Here is a 19,992-nt window from a genome sequence, read left to right as displayed (position 1 = left end):
CGCTTATTTACCAGCTTTCAATCCAACCTTCAAAACGGGCCTGACCTGAGCCCGCGAATAACAGACTCAGCCAGGTAGCAACGAGTAAAACTTAGAGTGAGCCGGCGTAGATATCCAGTAACACCAGGTCGTCACGATGTACCACTACATTAGACGCCGGATACCCCAAAACCAGGGGGATTTCACTGCTATGCAGACGTTTGATTTGGTCCATTTCCTGATGATCAAAAGCGACCAGCCCTTTGGCAAGCAGTTGATTGTCAAGGTCGCGTACTTCGATTACATCGCCCCGCGCAAACTCGCCGCCGATGGCCACAATGCCCTTCGCCAGCAAGCTTGCCCCCTGATGCGCGATGGCAGCCACCGCGCCGGGGTCACATTGTACATAACCCGTTGATTTAGGGCCTGACAAGAGCCATTTTTTACGCCCCTCAAGTGGCGCATCAAAGCGCACAAAGGTGGTGCTTTGTGCAGTACCCGCCATCACCTGTTCAATTACCTGAGGCTCAGCCCCTTTAGCAATGATGGTCTCAATCCCGGCCCGCTGTGCTGTACGTGCGGCTTCGAGCTTAGTATACATACCGCCAGTGCCCAGCTTACTGCCAGCCCCACCCGCCAGCGCCATCAGTGACTGATCAATAAACTCGACCTCAGAGATTAACGTGGCCTTGGGGTTGCTGCGAGGATCAGCCGTGAACAGTCCGGGCTGATCGGTCAGCAACATAAGCTTATCGGCGTTGGCCAGAATCGCCACCAGCGCAGATAAGTTGTCATTATCACCTACTTTTATTTCTGATGTGGCAACAGCATCATTTTCATTAACGATGGGGATCACCTGATGTTTCAGCAACTGGGTTATAGTATCGCGTGCATTCAGGTAGCGCTCCCGGTCTTCTACATCTGCGCGAGTGAGCAGTAGTTGTGCCACAGGCTGATCAAATAGCGCAAACAGAGACTGCCATAAGTGGATTAATTGACCCTGGCCAATGGCCGCCAGCATTTGTTTTTCTGCTATCGAAACGCCGACGCTGTGCTCAACCGCATCTCTGCCCGCAGCCACCGCCCCACTGGACACCAGCACGGGCAGATAACCCTGTTGTTTGAGTGCCATACACTGAGTGACAATATCGATCATACGTGGTTTATTGAGCTTATCTGTACCGGCAGTAAGCACACTGGTCCCCAATTTAATCACGATAACCTTACTTTTCTTCATTCCTCATTCCTTCACTGTATAAATGACAGGCATTGAGCTTTGTTATATCACGAAGAGGGGTGCAAAAAAATGGCACTGCAAAAAAGGGGTTGGATCAAAGAAACGCCCGCATTAACTTGCGTTGTCGAGCCAACTCGTTTAAAAAGCCTGTGACGAAAAGTAATGACAGGCTGGGATCATGAGCAAACCAAATAAAGAACTAAAAATGTTACCTTTACTCTTTGTAAGCATCGCTTTGTGTATTGGTGGCCACTTTATTTTGCAGCCTAACTATCAGGACAGTCATATTGCAGAATATGCCTTAGCAGCGCTGCCTTTTCTGATGTTTGCGATTGTCATTATTGCCATCAAGATCGCCATTAAAGCAGATAAAGAAGAATAAACCGGGGCAGCGGCACCATCACAACTTATGATAGCCAAACCACTGCGGGGCGATGGGCTGGGATTGACCGCTGGGCGTCAGCTGAACGTAGTGCTTTCCATCGATGAGATCTAACACCATACAGTCATCCACGGCATACAAATCATCTTTATGGCGCAATTCGGTATCAGGCAGTAATGTGTTGAGCGCACGGGCTTTGGCCGCTTGTGCTGTTGGGGCGACAAACAAGCCAAATTCATGCTGCTCAGCCAGACTGTCATGGCGATAGCCTCCCAGATTCACAAAATATAAATTGGGCTGTTGAAGGGGCGGCTCACTGACCAGGTCTAACTGGTAACCATCGATATGTTTGAGCGCCACATAGCTGTCCATGTGTACTTTGTCTTTGTCACCGACCCATTGCTGCTTTAGCGCACCAAATGTGTCTTCAATACATGTACCAACCACGAAACGAATATCATGCATTTCAATGTGACAGCCACTCAAACGGCCGCCCAGATAAACCATAAATAACTGCATTATTGACCCTATAAAATGAACATATACCAGTTTATGGTACCACAGTGGCTTTTCTGTCTCAGTTCGATGTCTTTTTAAGACAAAATGCGGTATTGGTTGCTAAACAAATAAAATAACACAAGGAAACTCCCGCCATGATCCGGTTTATTTGCCTGGCCCTGACTTTGTACAGTGGGATCAGCATGGCTCAGTTTACACTGATACACAATGTCAACGGTTATACCCCCACTCGCAGCGGCGAAATCAAGACCTTTGCAACCTTAGTGATTAAGGATGGTAAAGTCGTTCGGGTGGGCAACAAGCAGCTTACAGCCCAATACCCAAAAGCCAGCAAATTTGATGGCCAGGGGATGACTTTACTACCAGGGCTAATAGACGCGCATGGTCATATCATTGGCTTGGGCAATAACCTATCCCGGCTTGATATTCGTGAAGCCAATTCAGTCGAGCAGGTAGGTCAGCAACTTAAGGAATTTAGCACCCAAAACCCCAAGGGCTGGATCCTTGGGCGCGGCTGGGATCAAACACGCTGGACGCCTAATCGTTTTCCCACTGCGGCTGATCTGGACAAATTTGTCAAAGATCGACCTGTGGTCCTGACGCGGGTTGATGGACATGCAATTTGGGTCAATAGCATGGCAATGTCATTGGCGGGGATTGATGCACAAACGGCCTCTCCTGCTGGCGGTGAGATCCTTCGGCATTCTTCAGGCAATCCGACCGGTATTTTTATCGACAAAGCAGAGAACTTAGTAAAAAAACACATTCCACCCACGTCCACCGCACACCTTAATCAGGCTCTGAATAAAGCCGGTGATCATTTGCTCAGCCTGGGCATAACCAGTGCACACGATGCAGGTATCGATAAACAAACCTGGAAGCTTTACCAAAGCCGCTCACAGAGTCAGACCTTACCGCTGCGTATCTATGCCATGCTCAGCGCCGCAGATCCTCAGCTGGACAGTATGTTAAAAGCGGGTGTGTATAAAGATAAGCGCGATATGCTCTCTGTACGCAGTGTTAAAATTTACGCGGATGGTGCCTTGGGTAGCCGAGGTGCTGCACTACTGAAAGACTACAAAGACCGTCAGGGCTATCGAGGCCTGATGCTTGAGCAGCCGCAACACCTCGAACAATTGATAACACAGGCCGTTAAACATGGCTTTAGTGCGCACACGCATGCCATTGGCGACCGCGCCAATCGGCTGGTGCTGGACAGCTATGAAAACGTCTTTAAATCCACCGGTGGTAAATTATTAAGAAACAGAATAGAACATGCTCAAATTGTTGAGCCAGATGACATTCCAAGATTTAAAACCCTGGATATCATTCCCTCAATGCAACCTGTGCATGCCACCTCAGATATGCACATGGCTGAACAAAGGCTGACCGATGAGCAGTTAAAAGGGGCGTACGCCTGGCAAACCTTTTTACAACAGGGCAGCAAGGTTGCCGCTGGGTCGGACTTCCCGGTAGAGCTAGCCAACCCGTTTCATGGTCTGCATGCTGCAATCACTCGCATGAATGCGCAACAACACCCGCAGCAGGGTTGGCGAAATCATGAACGACTGACACGAACACAGGCTTTGCAGGCGTTCACGTTAGACGCAGCCTATGCCGCTTTTCAGGAGTTTAAGCTGGGCAGTCTTGAACAGGGTAAATGGGCTGATTTTATCTTGCTAGATAAAGATTACTTTAAAGTGCCAGAGCAGGAGATCAGAGACATCCAGGTTAAACAGACTTGGATTGCAGGTCAGCTACGTTATTCACAAGATTAGGCTTGTATCAGACTGAAACTCAGAGCGGCGCGACAGCCGCTCGATATGCCCTGTCAGGAGGAAGTGTCGCTATCTGAGCGGTGTAGCTTAGCCAGGTGATAAATATTTACCAGCGCCAGTAATCCGTTGGTTAATGCAACAGGCCAGGCAGTGATCATTACCCCATAAATGGTGAAGCAAATACACCCTGCGAGGTTGAACCAACGTAACTTGACTACATTGGACATCATTAGAGAAACGACTAAAAAAGCGGACGCAACGTAACCTAAAAGTTCCCAAGTCATTTGTTCTCTCCTCGCAGTTGAGTTAGCATTATTCAGTGTAGACACCAAGACTCAGAATGCAGGATAATAGCACTTGTCTAAATTGGCGTTGGCTTGCATAAAGCACACTGTCGTCATGCAAGCAACATTGAATAAAAAGGCTAACTCACTAAACCCCATAGAAATTAGGACCTGAAATAAGCTCTAACACGGGAACGGGGTGAAAAGCATTTAGCCTCTCAATCGGGTGAGTTAGCATGAAACCGATGACACGCATGCTATCTTCATAACAAATTAATAAATAGGACAATTGTCCGAAGAGCCATCCAGATGTTTCAATATCATTTTTCAACCACTTTGGTGGAACAACTACTCAGCTTCGCTGGTAATAGTTTTCAGCACACAAAAAAAGAAGTGCTCATCCATCAGGATGAACCACTCACAAAGCTGATCCTGGTGAGAAGTGGTACGGTGTCTTTTAGTTACGATGTGGGTAATGGTCGGCGCCTGCTACTGGGCCAGCTAGACTGCAACAACACCTTAATAGGTGAGATTGAAGCATTGAATAATCAGCCATGTATATACACGGTCACCTGCCTGAATGACGTACAATATAACTTAATCGAGCTGAAGCATTGGCGGCAGCTTTTGCTCGAGCAGCCGGAGTTAAGCTTATACACGGCACAAACGATTGCGGCAAAATTCACAGAAAACCAAAAAATAAACCTCGACAAACTATTACTACCGCTAAGTTACAATATCGCCAAAGATTGCTTACTCAGAGCAGAGAACAACCATCCAGCTTTGTTGCGGGCCTATTCAACCGTTAGTGCTGAAGCAGAGCGCTTTGCGACTACAGAACGTGCCTATCGCCGTGTGGTTAGTGAACTTGTTGAAAAAGGGTTAATTGTGAGAACGTCGGAGGGTTTAAAGCCCGTAGACATGGCAAAATTACAGGAATTTATCGACGCATTTGCGCAAATTTAATTACTTATAATGCTTCACAATAGTGGATTATTAACAGAAGTAGCGTGATAACCTAAAAGTACATCAGTAGGTTATTATTTTATGTGAAATTTTGGATAAAGATCGAGCAGTTCACTTGACGAAAAATTAATGTGGGCTTATCCTCTAAACACTAATTTGCGTGCGGGGCAAGGCTCACTTACATCTGCAAAGCATTAGTGACTACTCTCAGTTTACTTGGATTTAAAGGAAAAGGTAAAAATCATGGGAAACAAACAATTCAAACTAACAAAACTTGCCCTGGCATTGGGCGTTACAGTTAGTTTAGCAGGCTGTTTTAGCGACAATGACAATAACGTTGATATCCAGCCGCCACCAACGGACACAGTTAAAGTTGTGACTCCTCCTACGGATCAGGTTGTTGAAAAACAAGCTGGTTCATTCACTATCGTTGTAGCTGACACGCAAGGTAACCCACTGGCGGATACTGTTACTGCAACTATTACTTTCCCTGATGGTTCAGAAGGTGTCTTGAATACAGCCGGTGCTGCACTTGGTGAAGACGACACATCTTCGCAAGCAAGCTCTTTCGGCTTTACTGTAGCCGAAGTACCAGCGGAAGGTGTTTCAATTGACTTCGTCGTAACGGCAGAAGGCTTCCTATCAAATTCAGGCACTGTTGAACTAACTGCAGATGCTGCTGATGTCGCTGAGCTGGTACGTCTAACTCCTCGCTCACTTGAGCAAGCAGACGGCGCGGTACCAATCATCGCGACTTCTTCAGCTATTGGTGACCTTGCAGGTGAAGGTGTAACAGCTACATACACCGCTGAAGCAGGTTTAGCGATTGAAGGTGCTGATGCACTAACACTTGAAAAGAACCTAGACGCTGCAAAGAACGAAAAGAAAGCTGCTGGTGGTGTAACTGTAACTGTTAAGAACGGTACACAGTTCTTAGATGCAAATGACCAACCTCTGACTTCAGCTCCAACTGTGACTGTAGCTTACTTCGCTAACGAAGCACAGCGTAACGCTAACGAAACAGATGACGTTGCAGCAACTGAATCTGCGATTGATGCATTCCCTGGCGGCCTGGCGCTTACAGTAGCGCAGAATGAAACGACTAACATTGACGGTGCATTCTCTACAGGTGGTTTCGTTGCGATTGAAATGGTTGATGAAGAAGGCAACAAAGTTTCAAAATTTGGTGAAGGCAACTCAATTCAGGTTGCAATGAAAGTAGACAAAGCGACCAGCAACCCTTGTCCACAAGTATTCGACGGTGAAGGCACTGTTGCAGCAGCTGCGGAAGGTGACAACGGTCTGTTTGAAAACGGCGTATGTAAAACCAACCCTACACCTCGTCAAATCGCTGTAGATGATATCTTCCCTGTATGGAGCTACAACGAAGACGCTGGTGAGTGGTCTTTTGAAAGCTATGGCGTAGTTACAGCTGACGAAGATGAAAATGCTTCAACGTTCAACGTTGTTGTTGACGTAAACCACTTGTCTTACTGGAACCTGGATTTCTTCACTTATATCCTGAATGCAGAGAAGTGTGACAACCGTCGCGTAAACTTCAACATTGTTGATGCTAACGATCAGCCAAGCCAAGAATACGCAGACGTATTGGTTGAAGCGAACAGCTACCGTCTACTTATCGGCGCATACAACCGTTCTGACCTAACTAAAGGCACATTCAGAAACCCACCATCATTTGAAGTTAAACTGAAGATGATGAAAGACGGTGTAAACATTCTGGATAACGCAACTGACGGTGAAGGCAACGTGGTTGGCGGCGCTGCTGATGGTGAAGCAACAGGTGTTACTTTCTCTAACTTGTGTGACCTGAACAACGGTACATTGAAACTAACTACTTCAGCTGCTACAGAAATCACTAAGACACTGACTCCTCAGTTAGTTTGTTCTAACAACAGTGATGCTGACGTTCCAGCAACACCAGTTACAACACCAACTGTTGTTCAGCTGTTCCGTCAAAACCGTTTCGTTAAAACTTTCTACCCTTCAGGTGCGTTTGACGTAACACTGGAAGAAGGCGATGCAGCTTACTCTGTACGCTTCAAAAACCCGAACAACAACACTTGGTTTACTCAAGACATTGCTGCTAACGCAACTGCTGCAACACTTGATATCCCAGTAACGTGTACTATCACCGACCAACCTGCAACAGGTACCGGTGGTAACTAATCACTAAAGTAAACTGAATTAAAGCCGCGTTAAACGCGGCTTTTTTATTTGAGTGCCAAACAAAAACCACCACAGCACAATTTAGCAAGTAGCTTTGAACAGTGAAATCTCGTGCCAATGATTGCATATGTTCGCCTGGCCCGGCGCTGACATAAAAAAACTCAGTGCTTATTAAATTTACGCAAGATCTGAAGCGACCCAGTACGGTACAAACCCTCTCGATACCTGACCAACTAGCATGCAGCCGGATCACACTATACCGCCCAGAGCTCGCCTGTTTTGTCGGATCTAAATCGAACTTTTAAAAACTCCCTACACTTAAGGAGCTCTGACGCACTATCACTGGCCTTGTATCATCCAGAACGACAAGCTAATGAGTTTACCTAGCTAGTAATGAGTAGCATACGGGCCTCTTAAAGATATCATCCAGGTGTTTATACTTATTCAGCAGTGAAGGGCCTGAACTTGAGACAGGAACAAAGGAAATACGGCTATTTAACAGTTCTAAAAGAAACTTCAGACGCAATTCTTGGATGATTGACCACTGGAGTTGGCAGTCTGTTCATACAGATTGATGTTAGCACATGCTTACCTGATCACTTTTAAGCATCGCATTTCAAGACAGACATATATAATGGCTTAACTTCTGACACAAAGGCCTGCTCTGAGCGAAGTATATTATACCAATTTCACTTAATACCTGGTCTATTTGAAGGAGCAAATATGACGCTAACAGCGTTAAAAATTTCTCATTTAGAACAACTAAATAGCAAAATTTTTGCCTAGTTATCGACTATATTTTCTCGCCTCAAAATAGAACACTTAATTAAGCAAATTGGTATTACTAATAAGAGGAAAGGTTTCAGAAAGGGCCAGACAGCTGCAGACTAAGACTAAGGGCAATACGCTAAAACTAGCTGTGAGACCAATGAGATTAAAAACTAGGAGTTATCGGAGGGCTGCACTATCAGCACTTTAAAAGCAGCCAATTAAATACATAAGGCCTGCTTCTTAAAAACAAAAGGAGCACCCATATGAACTGCTGAGTGCTCCGCTACGCTAGTAGTCGTTATAGTTCCAGGTCTTTTACGTCTGCCAGACCCTGATCTTCGCCTTCTTCAGGCTTGATGGTTGCCTGAAGCAACAGCATTTCACGCAACTTGCCTTCAATCTCATCAGCAATGGCAGTGTTTTCTTTCAGGAACTTAATTGAGTTTGCTTTACCCTGGCCAATCTTATTGCCATTGTAGCTAAACCAAGCACCAGCTTTATCAACCAGTTTGTGCTTCACACCCAGGTCGATAAGTTCGCCCTGCTTCGACGTCCCTTCGCCGTACATGATGATAAATTCAGCTTGCTTAAATGGCGGCGCAACTTTGTTCTTAACAACCTTTACGCGGGTTTCGTTACCGATAACCTCATCACCCTCTTTAACAGAGCCAATACGACGAATATCCAAACGTACAGAAGCGTAGAACTTAAGCGCGTTACCACCTGTTGTGGTTTCCGGGTTACCGAACATCACACCAATCTTCATACGGATCTGGTTGATGAAAATACACAGTGTGTTCGAACGCTTAATATTGGCAGTCAGCTTACGTAATGCCTGAGACATCAAACGAGCCTGCAAACCAACATGGGTATCACCCATTTCACCTTCAATTTCCGCTTTCGGTGTCAATGCAGCTACGGAGTCAACAACTACCACGTCTACAGCACCTGAACGTACCAGCATGTCACAGATCTCTAGCGCCTGCTCACCCGTATCTGGCTGAGAGACCAGAAGGTCGTTGACATTCACGCCCAGCTTTTCTGCATAGACCGGGTCCAAGGCATGCTCTGCATCAACGAAGGCACATGTTTTACCTTGTTTTTGCGCTTCTGCAATGGCTTGTAACGTCAGGGTTGTTTTACCTGATGACTCAGGCCCATAAATTTCGACAATACGACCAGTTGGCAAGCCACCGATACCCAAAGCAATATCCAGTCCCAAGGAGCCTGTAGAAACGGCTTCAATATCTAATGCCTGGCTATCGCCCAGCTTCATGATAGAGCCTTTACCAAATTGTCTCTCAATTTGAGACAATGCAGCGTCGAGCGCTTTTTGTTTGTTATCGTTCATTTGCTTCTCCAATCTAGCGTATTGACGACAAGTATACTGTATGAAATTACAGTATCAAGCTTAATTTAACCATTTAGCAGAGAAATTATTTTTCTAATTGAAAATTCAATAGCTTGCACTCTAACTTCAGCTCGTGTTCCGGTAAAGTGACAGACTTCACACAGTACTTTATCCTGTAAATAGAAGCCAAACCATACAGTACCCACCGGCTTCTCCAATGATCCGCCACCAGGCCCGGCAATGCCAGATACCGCAATGGCCACGTCCGCCCGGGCAGCATTCGCCGCCCCTTGCACCATTTCTTGAACCGTTTGCTGGCTAACCGCACCAAACTCAGCCAGTGTGTTTGGCGTCACCCCCAGCAACTGGGATTTGGCCTCATTGCTATATGTGACAAAGCAACGTTCAATATACGCCGATGACCCGGGCGTATCGGTCAGCGCATAGCTGATCCCACCCCCAGTACATGATTCTGCGGTAGTGATTGTCTGCCTGTTATTGGTTAGAATAGCCCCCAATTGTGCCGCCAGGCTGGCTATCTCAGTATGAAGCTCCATACTCATTTCCTTTAGGTATAAGTAATGTCGTTAGATCTTTATTCCGAACATACTATAAAACAACAAACCCCTATGATGCAGCAGTATCTTAGGATCAAAGCACAACACCCTGATATTCTGCTGTTTTATCGTATGGGTGATTTCTATGAGTTGTTCTTTGATGACGCCATTCGCGCTGCGCAGTTACTGGATATTTCACAGACGCACCGAGGTAAGGCTGGCGGTGCGCCAATTCCAATGGCAGGTGTCCCTTATCACGCAGTTGAGAATTACCTGGCCCGCCTGGTTCAGATGGGCGAGTCCGTTGCTATCTGTGAGCAGGTCGGCGATCCGGCCACCAGTAAAGGACCCGTTGAACGTAAAGTCGTACGCATCGTCACACCAGGTACAGTGACTGATGAAGCGCTGTTACAGGAGCGTCAGGACAACCTACTCGCCGCCTTATGGCAAGAAAAGCAACACTATGGCGTCGCCTATTTAGACATTAACTCGGGGCGCTTTAACATCGTCGAGTTAGCCACTGATGAAGCACTCACTTCAACACTGCAAAGATTGCAGCCGGCAGAGCTGCTCTACCCAGAGTCATTCAGTAACTTGCTGGTACTCGAGCAAGTAAAAGGCGCCAGACGACGCCCGGATTGGGAATTTGATCTGGATACGGCTACCCATTTGCTTTGCCAGCAATTTGGCACACAAGACCTGATAGGATTTGGCGTCGCAGACGCCAGGGCAGGATTAATCGCCGCGGGCTGTGTCATGCAATACGTAAAAGACACGCAGCGCACCGCACTGCCTCATATCCGTGCCATTACTCTGGAAAAAAACGAACACGCCGTCATTCTGGATGCAGCCACCCGTAAAAACCTTGAACTGACCGTGAATCTGTCTGGCAGTATCGAAAACACCCTGGCACAAGTGCTGGATAAAACCGCCACACCAATGGGCTCTCGATTACTAAAACGTCGTATTCACACACCAGTGCGCAACCGTGATGAGCTCAACGCACGGCTCAATGCCATTGCCAGCTTAATTGAGTCACAGCTCAATATTGAGGTCTATGACGGTCTGCGCCAGATCGGTGATATTGAGCGGGTGGTCGCACGCCTGGCGTTATGTAATGCCCGACCCAGAGATTTAACACGACTGCGCAATGCACTGCAGGCACTTCCCCCACTACATCAACTGTTAGGAGAGAGCAGCGACCCCAGGTTGCAGCAGATCTGTGCGCATTCACCAACTTTACCAAAGCTCCAGGAATTATTAGAGCGGGCTATCATTGATAACCCACCGGTGTTGATCCGCGATGGCGGCGTCATTGCCCCGGGTTACAATGCCGAGCTGGATGAATGGCGGGCCCTCAGTGAAGGGGCCACTGATGTACTGGACCAACTGGAAGAGCGTGAACGTGAACGCACCGGGATCAGCACACTCAAAATTGGCTATAACAAAGTACATGGCTTTTATATTGAGATCAGCAAAGCAAACTCACACCTGGCACCGCCCGAATATATTCGCCGCCAGACGCTGAAAAACAATGAGCGCTATATTATTCCCGAGCTTAAAGAGCATGAAGACAAGGTACTAGGCAGCCAGAGCAAAGCGCTGGCACTAGAAAAACAACTGTACGAAGAGCTCTTCACCTTGATAGCGCCCTACATCGAGCAGCTGCAAACCATGTCGGCAGCGCTGGCTGATCTCGACGTACTCAATACGCTGGCAGAACGCGCACAAACGCTGGATTACTGTCAACCTGAGCTGAGTAATGGCGATGAGATCCACATTGAAGCGGGTCGTCACCCGGTGGTTGAGCAGGTCAGCAAAGAGCCCTTTATTGCTAACCCGGTTCACCTCAATGCTGATCGCAAGATGTTGATCATTACGGGTCCCAATATGGGCGGTAAATCGACCTATATGCGCCAAACAGCTTTGATAGTGCTGATGGCACACATAGGTAGTTACGTGCCTGCCAGTGCTGCACAGATAGGCAAAGTGGATCGCATTTTTACACGGATTGGTGCCAGTGACGACCTGGCTTCTGGACGCTCAACCTTTATGGTCGAAATGACGGAAACAGCCACCATACTCAACAATGCGACAGCACAGTCTTTAGTCTTAATGGACGAAATTGGTCGGGGTACCAGTACCTATGATGGTTTGTCTTTGGCTTATGCCACTGCCGATTATCTGGCCGGAAAAATTGCAGCCAAGACCCTGTTCGCCACCCATTACTTCGAACTGACCGAGTTGGCAGAGCAACAGTCTGGCCTGGTTAATGTGCATCTGGATGCCATTGAACACAATGATACCATTGCCTTTAAACATACTGTGATGGAAGGGGCCGCCAGCAAGAGCTTTGGTTTACAAGTCGCCGGGCTCGCAGGAGTACCCAAAGCGGTGTTGGCCATGGCAAAACGTAAGCTGGCGTTGCTGGAACAACACCAGAGTGTAGTCGAAAACCCGCAGGCAGCCCCAGCAGCCCAGATGCAGCAAACTCTGCCTTTGGTCAGTGAACCGTCTGAAGTCGAACAAATGCTCGCAGAGCTTGACCCGGACGAGCTCTCGCCTCGTGCAGCACACGACTTGCTCTATCAGCTAAAAGCACTCCTTTAAGCATAAAAAAAGCGGCTCTCAAGCCGCTTTTTTCTATTCAAGTCAGAAGCTATGGTTGTACTGAATGCCCACAACCGTGGCATGACCTTTAGACTTAAAGCCCCACTCGCTACCCAGGCTGTCTTTCTCAACAAAGGTCTGAGTTTTACCACGCAAAATACTCAAGCCAAAATCTACACTGGCAGTCTCACTCAGCTGATACTCTGCACCAAACGAGTACCAGGTCCGGTCAGTATCCGGGATTGAGATAGACATATGCGACTCATTGGCAGGCGAGCTGTCATACGCCAGACCTGCACGCAACTTCAATGACGTACTCCATTGATAATCCCCACCAACAGAGAAGCGTAATGAGTTATCAAACAGCTCCTTTTTGTTAAACACCGGCGTACCTGCGACTTGAGCTTCAAGCTCCTGGAAGCTATTCCAGCCTGTCCAGAGTACACTGTAATGTAAGGTCATTGGCTTGGTCAGTTTATGTGTTCCTGAGATTTCGGCCATTGCAGGTAAGGTCAGCTCAAGTGTGCCAGGCAACGCGACGCCATTGGTACCGCCAAATGACACTGGCAACTGGTTGCTGAAATGGCCATCAAAGGTAATGTCCGTTTCACTGCGGTAGTGAAAACCAAGGCGATTGTCTTCATCAATCTGATAACTCAAACCCAGGTTCCAGCCATAACCACTGTCATCACCTTCTAGATTAACCACCTCTGTGCTGGCAGGCGCTTGTAAAGGGTTAGCACCCAAATGACGGATCACTTTGGCATCGGCATAGACATGGTTCAGACCCAATGCCAGTGTCCATTGTGGATCAATTTCATAGGCCACAGAGACACCAGTATTGATGGTCACAATTTCAGTATCACCTGCTAACTGACCCGCAGCGTAATCCTTATCAAACTCAGTTGCCAAGCCAAATTGGGAGTACATACCTGCACCAACAGACCACTGGTCATTGAGGCGTGCTGTCATGAACACGGCTGGTACCACGGCACTGGGGGCAATGCTGTCATCATCAAGCAAGTTCGCCGGCAAACCATTATTGGTTGATGTGCCTTGCAAGCTTACATCCGGTTCTACATACATGGCCGCAGCACTCACCTGGATCCCTTGAAACTGACTCATTAATGCCGGGTTGCGTGCAACAACGGATGCATCATCAGCAGCGCTTGCTTCACCGGCGTAAGCACGACCTAATCCAGAAACGTTTTGTTCCGCCAACTGAAATGCAGCGGCCAGTGACTGTGAAGACACCACCATCAAACCTGTCGCCATTAATGCGCGTAGTACTGTGTTCATTCTCAACCTCAAATGTTATTCACAAGAATAAAAAATTGCTCACACAGTACAGAAAAGAAAAGCAAAAATCCGCAACTTAAGCACTTTTAGCAACTCAATCGAACAACTTTAAAGCATATTAAGCAAGTTATTTACAGATCAGATCAGATGAAGAGCAATTACTCTAACTTCAGCTTCACACACCCAAATGATATTAATTCTCATTACTATTGAATCGAGATACTGATTCGCATATACTCTTAGCCACATTCACCGCCTTGCGATATTGAGGCACTTGTAGGGAGATTAGGTCTATGCTGGCAGTATTGATGATCGGTGCACTGACATTCTGTGGACTTAGCGTATTCAGCCTGTGCAAAGCTAACTACTGCGCTTGCAAGCGGGCCGGACAATGCGACAACCCACTCAACCATTACTGGCTGGCTGCGATACTGAGCGCCCTGCTGGCTTTGGTGTGCAGCTGCCTGGCATTACATACCGAAAAAGGCACGTTAGTGTGGATCCTGATGATGGCCAGCTGCCTGGCCGGCGCTTTGCTATCTGCGCAATGGCAGAAACGCAAACTTAAGCAAGCAGATGATCTTTTAACAGACGGGATAAATTGATCTGATAGTCCAGTGGCCTGACTGTAGACGCGATTTTGATTTTGTCCTGCTCATTTAAATCAATGTCTTTGGCCGTAATATGGTGCATATGCTTAGTGTTGTAGAACACCCGCACTTTAGGTGCTGTCGGCGCACCACGATTCCCTTCTAAAACTAAAGCCAGACGCTCATTGCTGAGCTTCACTATGGTACCTACCGGGTGCACACCAATGCACTTAATGAAGTGTTGTACCAGTACAGGGTCAAACTGTGCCTTATTGGCCAGTAAATAACGTAACGCAACCAAAGGTTCATCACCATCACGGTGAGGACGTTCCGCAGTCATGCCCTCGTACACATCCACAATGGCCATAATGCGTGCAGCTTTACTGATCTGCATGCCTTGCAAACGGCGCGGATAACCGCTGCCATCGAGGCGCTCATGATGGCTGACTATCATATCCAGCATCAATGGTGTGATCCCCGGTGCATCGCGCGTCAGCCCCAAAGACTGTGCGACATGGCGTTGCATGGTTTTCATTTCTAACTTATTAAGTGGACCACTCTTATCGATAATGCCCTGGGGTATTTTGGTATGCCCGACATCATGAAGCATGGCACCAATGGCCATTTGTTCTATCACCTTTTTTCCCAGGCCAAGGTACTTTGCAAACACAGTCACCAAAATGGCGCAATTGATCATATGCCGCCAATTAAAGCCTTCTTTATCCTTAATCCGCGTTAAAATCGCCATCGCATTGGTGTTTCTCAGCACCGAACCAACAATTTCCTGACTGATGTCATTAATCAGCGTCATGTCAACTTGCATGCCAGCTGCCAGGTTGCCATACAGCATTTGCAATTGCTTATTGTGCTGTTCAAATTGCCTGGCTGCATTCGCAAATTCATCTTCCAGGCTAATGGTTTTCTCTTTAACGAGAGGAGATTTGGTGGTTTTATCCGGCTTCTGCTGTATCGCCTGCTTTTCGGGTTCAGCCTCAGCCACTTCAGGTTTTGCCTGGGGTTGCTGGTATTTTTCAGGAACTGGAATATCACTTTGGGCAAAGTCAATATTCAGCTCAACCACCCCATTCGCAGCAAGACGTGCAATGATCGCATCATCCCGAACCATACCCCGAGATTTAATCTTAACTTCAGCGCCTGACTTTTGTTTATGAACGCTGTCCACAAACATGCCGGGTTTTAACTCTTCAATAGGGAGGGTGACTCGCATATCGCTCGCATGATGCCTGGCGGCAGTATAAATTGCATTAATATGCATAGGCTAGACTTAATTGTCTAGTCATTGGAGTGAGTTTAAGAAAAAAGAATGAGAGATTATGAACAAAAGTGTCAGGTCAGAGCAGCCTTGGCACTGACCTGATGTCACAGCGCGCGGTTACTCCTGGAAATAGGTGCCCCAGCCATCGTACTCAACACCACAATGCGTGGCAATTTCAACCAGCTTAGTGACATCTTCCATAATCACTGCAGCATCCAGCTCAGCTTCAACGACAACATCAAAGCCCCAGATTTTACTGCCATCTTCCAGCTCAAGTTCTGCCGGATCTTCAACATCATAACCAAGCTTAAATGCAGCCAGTGCTGCCTGCTCCAGCTTTTCAAACTCTTCGCTGACAAAATGATGTTCTACCTCATACAAGGTATCTGGGTTTGATCCATCTTCTAACAACGAATCAACGATGTCTTCACTGATCTCTTGCCAATTTTCCACTTGCTGCTCTCACTTTTTCGTCTAAATGTGCAATATGTGCTGCCATTTTAGCATGGATCTGTTTGGCATGCTCACGCGCTGGTATGTCTTTATCCAGACTGATTGGTGCCAGAATATCTATGTATACCGTCCCATTATTCCAGCGATTGAGTTTAATCTGGCCAGCCGTACTGTTCATACAGACAGGGACAACGGGCACATCAGCACTCAGGGCCGTATGAAACGCACCGGTCTTAAACGGCAGTAAGCCTCTGCCATAGCTACGCGTTCCTTCCGGGAACATCCACAATGACATACCTCGTTGCTTAATTTTTGCAATGGATTTGTCCAGGGTGTTCACCGCTTTAGTACGATTCGCCCTGTCGATCAGGATATTACCGGATAACCAATATAATTGGCCGAAAAAAGGTACCCACTTCAGACTTTTCTTACCCATACTCACTGTATTGTGCGGCACCACAGCTGGTAAGGTAAATAAATCATAATTATTCTGGTGATTGGCAATGTACATTGCCGGGCCCAAATCTTTTGCACCGGGATCGATTGAGATCTCGAGCTTAACCCCGATCACACGCGACATCTTACCAAACCAGGAAGCGACCACGTGCACGTTATTAGCATGGAAAGGGCGGATCAGGCTCAATGTCAGGCCAGCCAGACAACTGAGGATGATAAACAGCGCCATTGCCAGAATTCGAACTACAGCTAACAAAATAGAGACTCCTATTATCAAGTCGGCGCATTATAATCAAATAGGCTTACACTTGTAAGCTCAATTTTGTTACAGCCATAAAAAATGCCGCTAACATGAGCGGCATCTTAAAATTTATTCATCTAGCTTAAGCGATTAGCTCATTGCTGCCTGTAACTTTTTCATCGCCGATTTTTCTAGCTGACGAACTCGCTCTGCTGAAACCTGATATTTATCCGCCAGGTCTTGTAAGGTGGCCTTATCTTCGGACAGCCAGCGTGCAGCAACAATATCCTGAGAACGTTCATCTAGCGTCTTCATTGCGGCGATGAGACGATTTTGAGACTGTTCCTGCCACTGCTCCTCTTCAATGACCTCTGCAACATCACTGCTTGCATCTGTCAGATATTGAACCGGAGAGAAACTGCTGCTTGGACTGTTATCATCGTCATCCGCAGTTAAGTCGAAGCCCATGTCCTGGCCGCTCATTCGCGATTCCATTTCACGTACTTCTTTTTCACTCACACCCAGTTCATTTGCAACTGTGGTGATCTCTTCCTGATTAAACCAACCCAGGCGTTTCTTATTTTTACGCAGGTTGAAGAATAGCTTACGTTGCGCTTTAGTCGTGGCAACTTTAACGATACGCCAGTTCTTTAACACGTATTCATGAATTTCGGCTTTGATCCAGTGTACTGCAAACGACACCAGGCGCACACCAACTGTCGGATCAAAACGCTTTACTGCTTTCATCAGACCAATATTGCCTTCCTGGATTAAATCTGCCTGCGGTAAACCATAACCAGAGTAACTTTTGGCAATATGTGCGACAAATCTCAAATGAGAGATAATGAGCTGCTTAGCTGCGTGCAAATCCCCATCCTCATGCAGGCGGGTTGCCAGCGCTTTTTCCTGCTCAGCGTCCAGCATCGGAATAGAACTTACCGATTGTAGGTAGCCCTCTATACTCGCGCTTTGTTGCCCAGCGGTCAGTGCCATCGCATATATGTCTTTACTCATTTTTCACCTCAGTGATAATTCGTTTTGCCAATTTTAGCACTCTTTACCTTAGAGTGCTAAATGCAATCTACTACTTTTTCCCCTAAAAGATCAAGCTTTTTATTATTACACTTTAATTAACAATTAAACCTTTGATTTAAAATGGGATTTTATTTTATGGAAAAGTGCTTATGGTAAGCGGATATTCAGATAATGCCAGCTGCGATATCTGACAGTGCTAATTTGGCAGGTTTAGAGTGCTAATCAGCGCTAAGAGAGTGCTAAAGTATTCGTCAGTTAGCACTCTCTTAGCCATTACAACTGAGCGCAGTTCTACACTTTATCAGGCTCGATGTCTTTAATGTACTTTCTTACCGATAGAAAAGACCCGATAAAGCCCAATGCCACGGCCAGCAATAGCAGGCACAGCAGCTCTGAGCCAGATAACCCCTGTAGTACAAAGTTACTTTGATACACACCCACCACCAGGGCAACGGCTGACTCCAGCCACCACAGCATCAACATGACGCAAATAAAGGCGATCAAGCCGCCAATAATCCCATACCAGATCCCAGTCCATAAAAACGGCGTATGAATAAATGTGTTGGTCGCACCAACAAGCTTAAGTACCTGGATCTCTTCTTTCTTATCCATAATAGACAGGCGAATGGTGTTACCAATAATAAGAACTACTGCACTAAGCAGCAGTAAACCGATGGTGATCACACTTTCTTTAAGCAAGCTGAGCAAGGCATTCAGGCGTTCAAGCCATTCAATATCTAGTTTGCCAAACTCAATTTCCCTTTCCTGCTCGAGTTTATTTAGCAGAGCGTTAGCAGCCTGTGCGCTACGATGACGAACTGTCGGAGTCACCAGAACAACGCTGGGCAATGGGTTTTCTTCGAGATAATCCAACGCCTGACCAAACCCGGAAATGGATTTGAACTCTTCCAGCGCTTTATCCTTGCCAATAAAGCTGACAGTGTCAATTTCAGGGTAAAGTGCCAGTCGCTTTACCAAAGTCTGTGTTGCCTGCTCACTGACGCTGTCTTTGACAAACAAAGAAATCTCAGCAGCTTCCTGAAAACCGCTACTGACTTTCTGCACATTCTTAACCACCACATAGAGTGTGGTGGGTAACGTAAGACTCAGGCCCAACACCAAAATGGTCATCATCGACGCTAATGGGGTGCGCCACATTTCACCTAAGCTGTGTACGCCCTGACGCAGTATGGTAATAATGAAGAAGTAACACTTCAGGATCACCGATTTGCTTTGTTTGTCGTTTTGCGTACCGCGACCTTTAAACAATAGACTCATAGCGCGCCTCCCGGCAGCGAAGTGCCCAGCAGCGGATCCTGAATTAAACGGCCATGGTCCAGTGTCAGACTGCGGTATTTCATCCGTGCAATTAAACCAAGATCGTGTGTGGCAATCAGTACTGAGGTGCCATGACGGTTAAAGTCCTCAAACAATTTGAGTATTTCCATCGACAATTCCGGATCCAGGTTACCGGTTGGCTCATCTGCCAGTAATAAAGGGGGAGAATTGACAATTGCGCGGGCGATCCCCACGCGCTGCTGTTCACCGCCAGACAAAGTACTCGGCTGACACTTTACTTTGTCTAACAAACCGACCTTGTCGAGTGCCGCATGTACTCGCTTGGTCATATGTTTATGATGGGTACCCTCAATAACCAATGGCAGTGCTACATTGTCAAAAACGTTATAGCGCTCCAGCAGGCGGTGATTTTGAAAAATAATGCCAATGTCGCGACGAATATACGGCACCTGGCTATTTTTAATTTGATTCAGATCGACACCATTGATGGCGACACGCCCGGCTGAGGGGCGTTCCATCAGGCTGATCAACTTCAGCAGGGTACTCTTACCCGCGCCACTGTGACCAGTCAGAAACGCCAGCTCACCTTTCGTAAGCTCAAAACTGATCTTTTCCAGCGCCCGATGTCCACCGGGGTAGGTTTTACTGACTTGCTCAAACGTGATCATTGCCTGCCCTGTATTATTTTACTGCTTCCACTTTACCCGATCCCGACAAGCGGG

The 19,992-nt window shown here is 47.0% G+C and carries 18 protein-coding genes; 6 read left to right on the top strand and 12 right to left on the bottom strand.

The window, feature by feature from the left end; translation table 11 throughout:
* Positions 1-91: 91 nt before the first annotated feature.
* Entirely contained in the window at positions 92-1,216 is a 1,125-nt protein-coding gene (gene proB, locus CWC22_RS02960) for a glutamate 5-kinase (protein WP_138536080.1), read from the bottom strand.
* A 178-nt stretch (positions 1,217-1,394) separates the two neighbouring features.
* On the opposite strand from proB, the gene CWC22_RS02955 reads away from it, so the two are divergent.
* On the top strand, positions 1,395-1,598 hold the full coding sequence (locus CWC22_RS02955) for a hypothetical protein (RefSeq protein WP_138536078.1): 204 nt from the start codon (positions 1,395-1,397) through the stop codon (positions 1,596-1,598).
* Between the two features lie 18 nt (positions 1,599-1,616).
* On the opposite strand, the gene CWC22_RS02950 is transcribed toward CWC22_RS02955, so the two are convergent.
* Positions 1,617-2,117: a DUF1543 domain-containing protein gene (locus CWC22_RS02950; RefSeq protein WP_125558262.1), complete on the bottom strand. Its 501-nt coding sequence runs from the start codon at positions 2,115-2,117 to the stop codon at positions 1,617-1,619.
* Between the two features lie 134 nt (positions 2,118-2,251).
* Between CWC22_RS02950 and CWC22_RS02945 the strand changes: the two genes are divergently transcribed.
* Positions 2,252-3,895, top strand: a complete 1,644-nt coding sequence (locus tag CWC22_RS02945) for an amidohydrolase (protein ID WP_125558264.1) — start codon at positions 2,252-2,254, stop codon at positions 3,893-3,895.
* 53 nt (positions 3,896-3,948) lie between these two features.
* Here the strand turns inward: CWC22_RS02945 and CWC22_RS02940 are convergent, their stop codons facing one another.
* On the bottom strand, positions 3,949-4,179 hold the full coding sequence (locus CWC22_RS02940; RefSeq protein WP_138536076.1) for a YgjV family protein: 231 nt from the start codon (positions 4,177-4,179) through the stop codon (positions 3,949-3,951).
* A 309-nt stretch (positions 4,180-4,488) separates the two neighbouring features.
* On the opposite strand from CWC22_RS02940, the gene CWC22_RS02935 reads away from it, so the two are divergent.
* Together CWC22_RS02935 and CWC22_RS02930 are read left to right on the top strand one after the other, a co-directional pair.
* Positions 4,489-5,145: a Crp/Fnr family transcriptional regulator gene (locus CWC22_RS02935; RefSeq protein WP_125558268.1), complete on the top strand. Its 657-nt coding sequence runs from the start codon at positions 4,489-4,491 to the stop codon at positions 5,143-5,145.
* A gap of 243 nt (positions 5,146-5,388) precedes the next feature.
* Positions 5,389-7,332: a hypothetical protein gene (locus CWC22_RS02930; RefSeq protein ID WP_138536074.1), complete on the top strand. Its 1,944-nt coding sequence runs from the start codon at positions 5,389-5,391 to the stop codon at positions 7,330-7,332.
* A 1,069-nt stretch (positions 7,333-8,401) separates the two neighbouring features.
* Here the strand turns inward: CWC22_RS02930 and recA are convergent.
* Both recA and CWC22_RS02920 read right to left on the bottom strand, forming a co-directional pair.
* Entirely contained in the window at positions 8,402-9,454 is a 1,053-nt protein-coding gene (gene recA / locus CWC22_RS02925) for a recombinase RecA (RefSeq protein WP_010383217.1), read from the bottom strand.
* A gap of 65 nt (positions 9,455-9,519) precedes the next feature.
* Entirely contained in the window at positions 9,520-10,011 is a 492-nt protein-coding gene (locus tag CWC22_RS02920) for a CinA family protein (protein WP_138536072.1), read from the bottom strand.
* Positions 10,012-10,035: 24 nt separating this feature from the next.
* Between CWC22_RS02920 and mutS the strand changes: the two genes are divergently transcribed.
* Complete coding sequence (gene mutS / locus CWC22_RS02915; protein ID WP_138536070.1) at positions 10,036-12,621, top strand: DNA mismatch repair protein MutS; 2,586 nt, start codon at positions 10,036-10,038, stop codon at positions 12,619-12,621.
* A gap of 42 nt (positions 12,622-12,663) precedes the next feature.
* Here mutS and CWC22_RS02910 read toward each other — a convergent pair whose 3' ends face one another.
* Positions 12,664-13,920, bottom strand: coding sequence for an outer membrane protein transport protein (locus tag CWC22_RS02910; protein ID WP_138536068.1), 1,257 nt, complete (start codon positions 13,918-13,920; stop codon positions 12,664-12,666).
* A 293-nt stretch (positions 13,921-14,213) separates the two neighbouring features.
* Between CWC22_RS02910 and CWC22_RS02905 the strand changes: the two genes are divergently transcribed.
* On the top strand, positions 14,214-14,525 hold the full coding sequence (locus tag CWC22_RS02905) for a hypothetical protein (protein WP_010383225.1): 312 nt from the start codon (positions 14,214-14,216) through the stop codon (positions 14,523-14,525).
* Here CWC22_RS02905 and CWC22_RS02900 read toward each other — a convergent pair.
* The 6 genes from CWC22_RS02900 to ftsE form a co-directional block, all read right to left on the bottom strand.
* On the bottom strand, positions 14,485-15,738 hold the full coding sequence (locus CWC22_RS02900) for an HD-GYP domain-containing protein (protein ID WP_125558629.1): 1,254 nt from the start codon (positions 15,736-15,738) through the stop codon (positions 14,485-14,487). The two genes, CWC22_RS02905 and CWC22_RS02900, sit on opposite strands and share 41 nt — an antisense overlap.
* A 165-nt stretch (positions 15,739-15,903) precedes the next feature.
* The gene (rraB, locus tag CWC22_RS02895; protein WP_010383227.1) at positions 15,904-16,239 is read right to left on the bottom strand and encodes a ribonuclease E inhibitor RraB; all 336 of its coding nucleotides are present in this window, start codon (positions 16,237-16,239) and stop codon (positions 15,904-15,906) included.
* Positions 16,214-16,951, bottom strand: a complete 738-nt coding sequence (locus CWC22_RS02890; RefSeq protein ID WP_164517483.1) for a 1-acylglycerol-3-phosphate O-acyltransferase — start codon at positions 16,949-16,951, stop codon at positions 16,214-16,216. The genes rraB and CWC22_RS02890 overlap by 26 nt, the downstream gene beginning before the upstream one ends.
* 135 nt (positions 16,952-17,086) lie before the next feature.
* Entirely contained in the window at positions 17,087-17,950 is an 864-nt protein-coding gene (gene rpoH, locus CWC22_RS02885) for an RNA polymerase sigma factor RpoH (protein WP_010383230.1), read from the bottom strand.
* Between the two features lie 312 nt (positions 17,951-18,262).
* Positions 18,263-19,249 (bottom strand): permease-like cell division protein FtsX, encoded by a 987-nt coding sequence (gene ftsX / locus CWC22_RS02880; protein WP_125558280.1) that lies wholly within the window; start codon positions 19,247-19,249, stop codon positions 18,263-18,265.
* On the bottom strand, positions 19,246-19,938 hold the full coding sequence (ftsE, locus tag CWC22_RS02875) for a cell division ATP-binding protein FtsE (protein ID WP_138536066.1): 693 nt from the start codon (positions 19,936-19,938) through the stop codon (positions 19,246-19,248). Before ftsE ends, ftsX begins: the two co-directional genes overlap by 4 nt.
* Positions 19,939-19,992: the final 54 nt, after the last annotated feature.

It is taken from the genome of Pseudoalteromonas rubra (genome assembly GCF_005886805.2).
GTDB lineage: Bacteria > Pseudomonadota > Gammaproteobacteria > Enterobacterales > Alteromonadaceae > Pseudoalteromonas > Pseudoalteromonas rubra_D.
This window is presented reverse-complemented; position numbering and strand designations above follow the sequence as displayed.

What these genes read in the sequence shown, in the direction of transcription:
- CWC22_RS02945 (WP_125558264.1), top strand. Translation starts at nt 2,252, where the DNA reads ATGATCCGGTTTATTTGCCTGGCCCTGACTTTGTACAGTGGGATCAGC.
- CWC22_RS02950 (WP_125558262.1), bottom strand. Translation starts at nt 2,117, where the DNA reads ATGCAGTTATTTATGGTTTATCTGGGCGGCCGTTTGAGTGGCTGTCAC.
- mutS (WP_138536070.1), top strand. Translation starts at nt 10,036, where the DNA reads ATGTCGTTAGATCTTTATTCCGAACATACTATAAAACAACAAACCCCT.
- proB (WP_138536080.1), bottom strand. Translation starts at nt 1,216, where the DNA reads ATGAAGAAAAGTAAGGTTATCGTGATTAAATTGGGGACCAGTGTGCTT.
- rpoH (WP_010383230.1), bottom strand. Translation starts at nt 17,950, where the DNA reads ATGAGTAAAGACATATATGCGATGGCACTGACCGCTGGGCAACAAAGC.
- CWC22_RS02905 (WP_010383225.1), top strand. Translation starts at nt 14,214, where the DNA reads ATGCTGGCAGTATTGATGATCGGTGCACTGACATTCTGTGGACTTAGC.
- recA (WP_010383217.1), bottom strand. Translation starts at nt 9,454, where the DNA reads ATGAACGATAACAAACAAAAAGCGCTCGACGCTGCATTGTCTCAAATT.
- CWC22_RS02910 (WP_138536068.1), bottom strand. Translation starts at nt 13,920, where the DNA reads ATGAACACAGTACTACGCGCATTAATGGCGACAGGTTTGATGGTGGTG.
- CWC22_RS02955 (WP_138536078.1), top strand. Translation starts at nt 1,395, where the DNA reads ATGAGCAAACCAAATAAAGAACTAAAAATGTTACCTTTACTCTTTGTA.
- CWC22_RS02930 (WP_138536074.1), top strand. Translation starts at nt 5,389, where the DNA reads ATGGGAAACAAACAATTCAAACTAACAAAACTTGCCCTGGCATTGGGC.
- ftsE (WP_138536066.1), bottom strand. Translation starts at nt 19,938, where the DNA reads ATGATCACGTTTGAGCAAGTCAGTAAAACCTACCCCGGTGGACATCGG.
- CWC22_RS02940 (WP_138536076.1), bottom strand. Translation starts at nt 4,179, where the DNA reads ATGACTTGGGAACTTTTAGGTTACGTTGCGTCCGCTTTTTTAGTCGTT.
- CWC22_RS02900 (WP_125558629.1), bottom strand. Translation starts at nt 15,738, where the DNA reads ATGCGAGTCACCCTCCCTATTGAAGAGTTAAAACCCGGCATGTTTGTG.
- CWC22_RS02935 (WP_125558268.1), top strand. Translation starts at nt 4,489, where the DNA reads ATGTTTCAATATCATTTTTCAACCACTTTGGTGGAACAACTACTCAGC.
- CWC22_RS02920 (WP_138536072.1), bottom strand. Translation starts at nt 10,011, where the DNA reads ATGGAGCTTCATACTGAGATAGCCAGCCTGGCGGCACAATTGGGGGCT.
- ftsX (WP_125558280.1), bottom strand. Translation starts at nt 19,249, where the DNA reads ATGAGTCTATTGTTTAAAGGTCGCGGTACGCAAAACGACAAACAAAGC.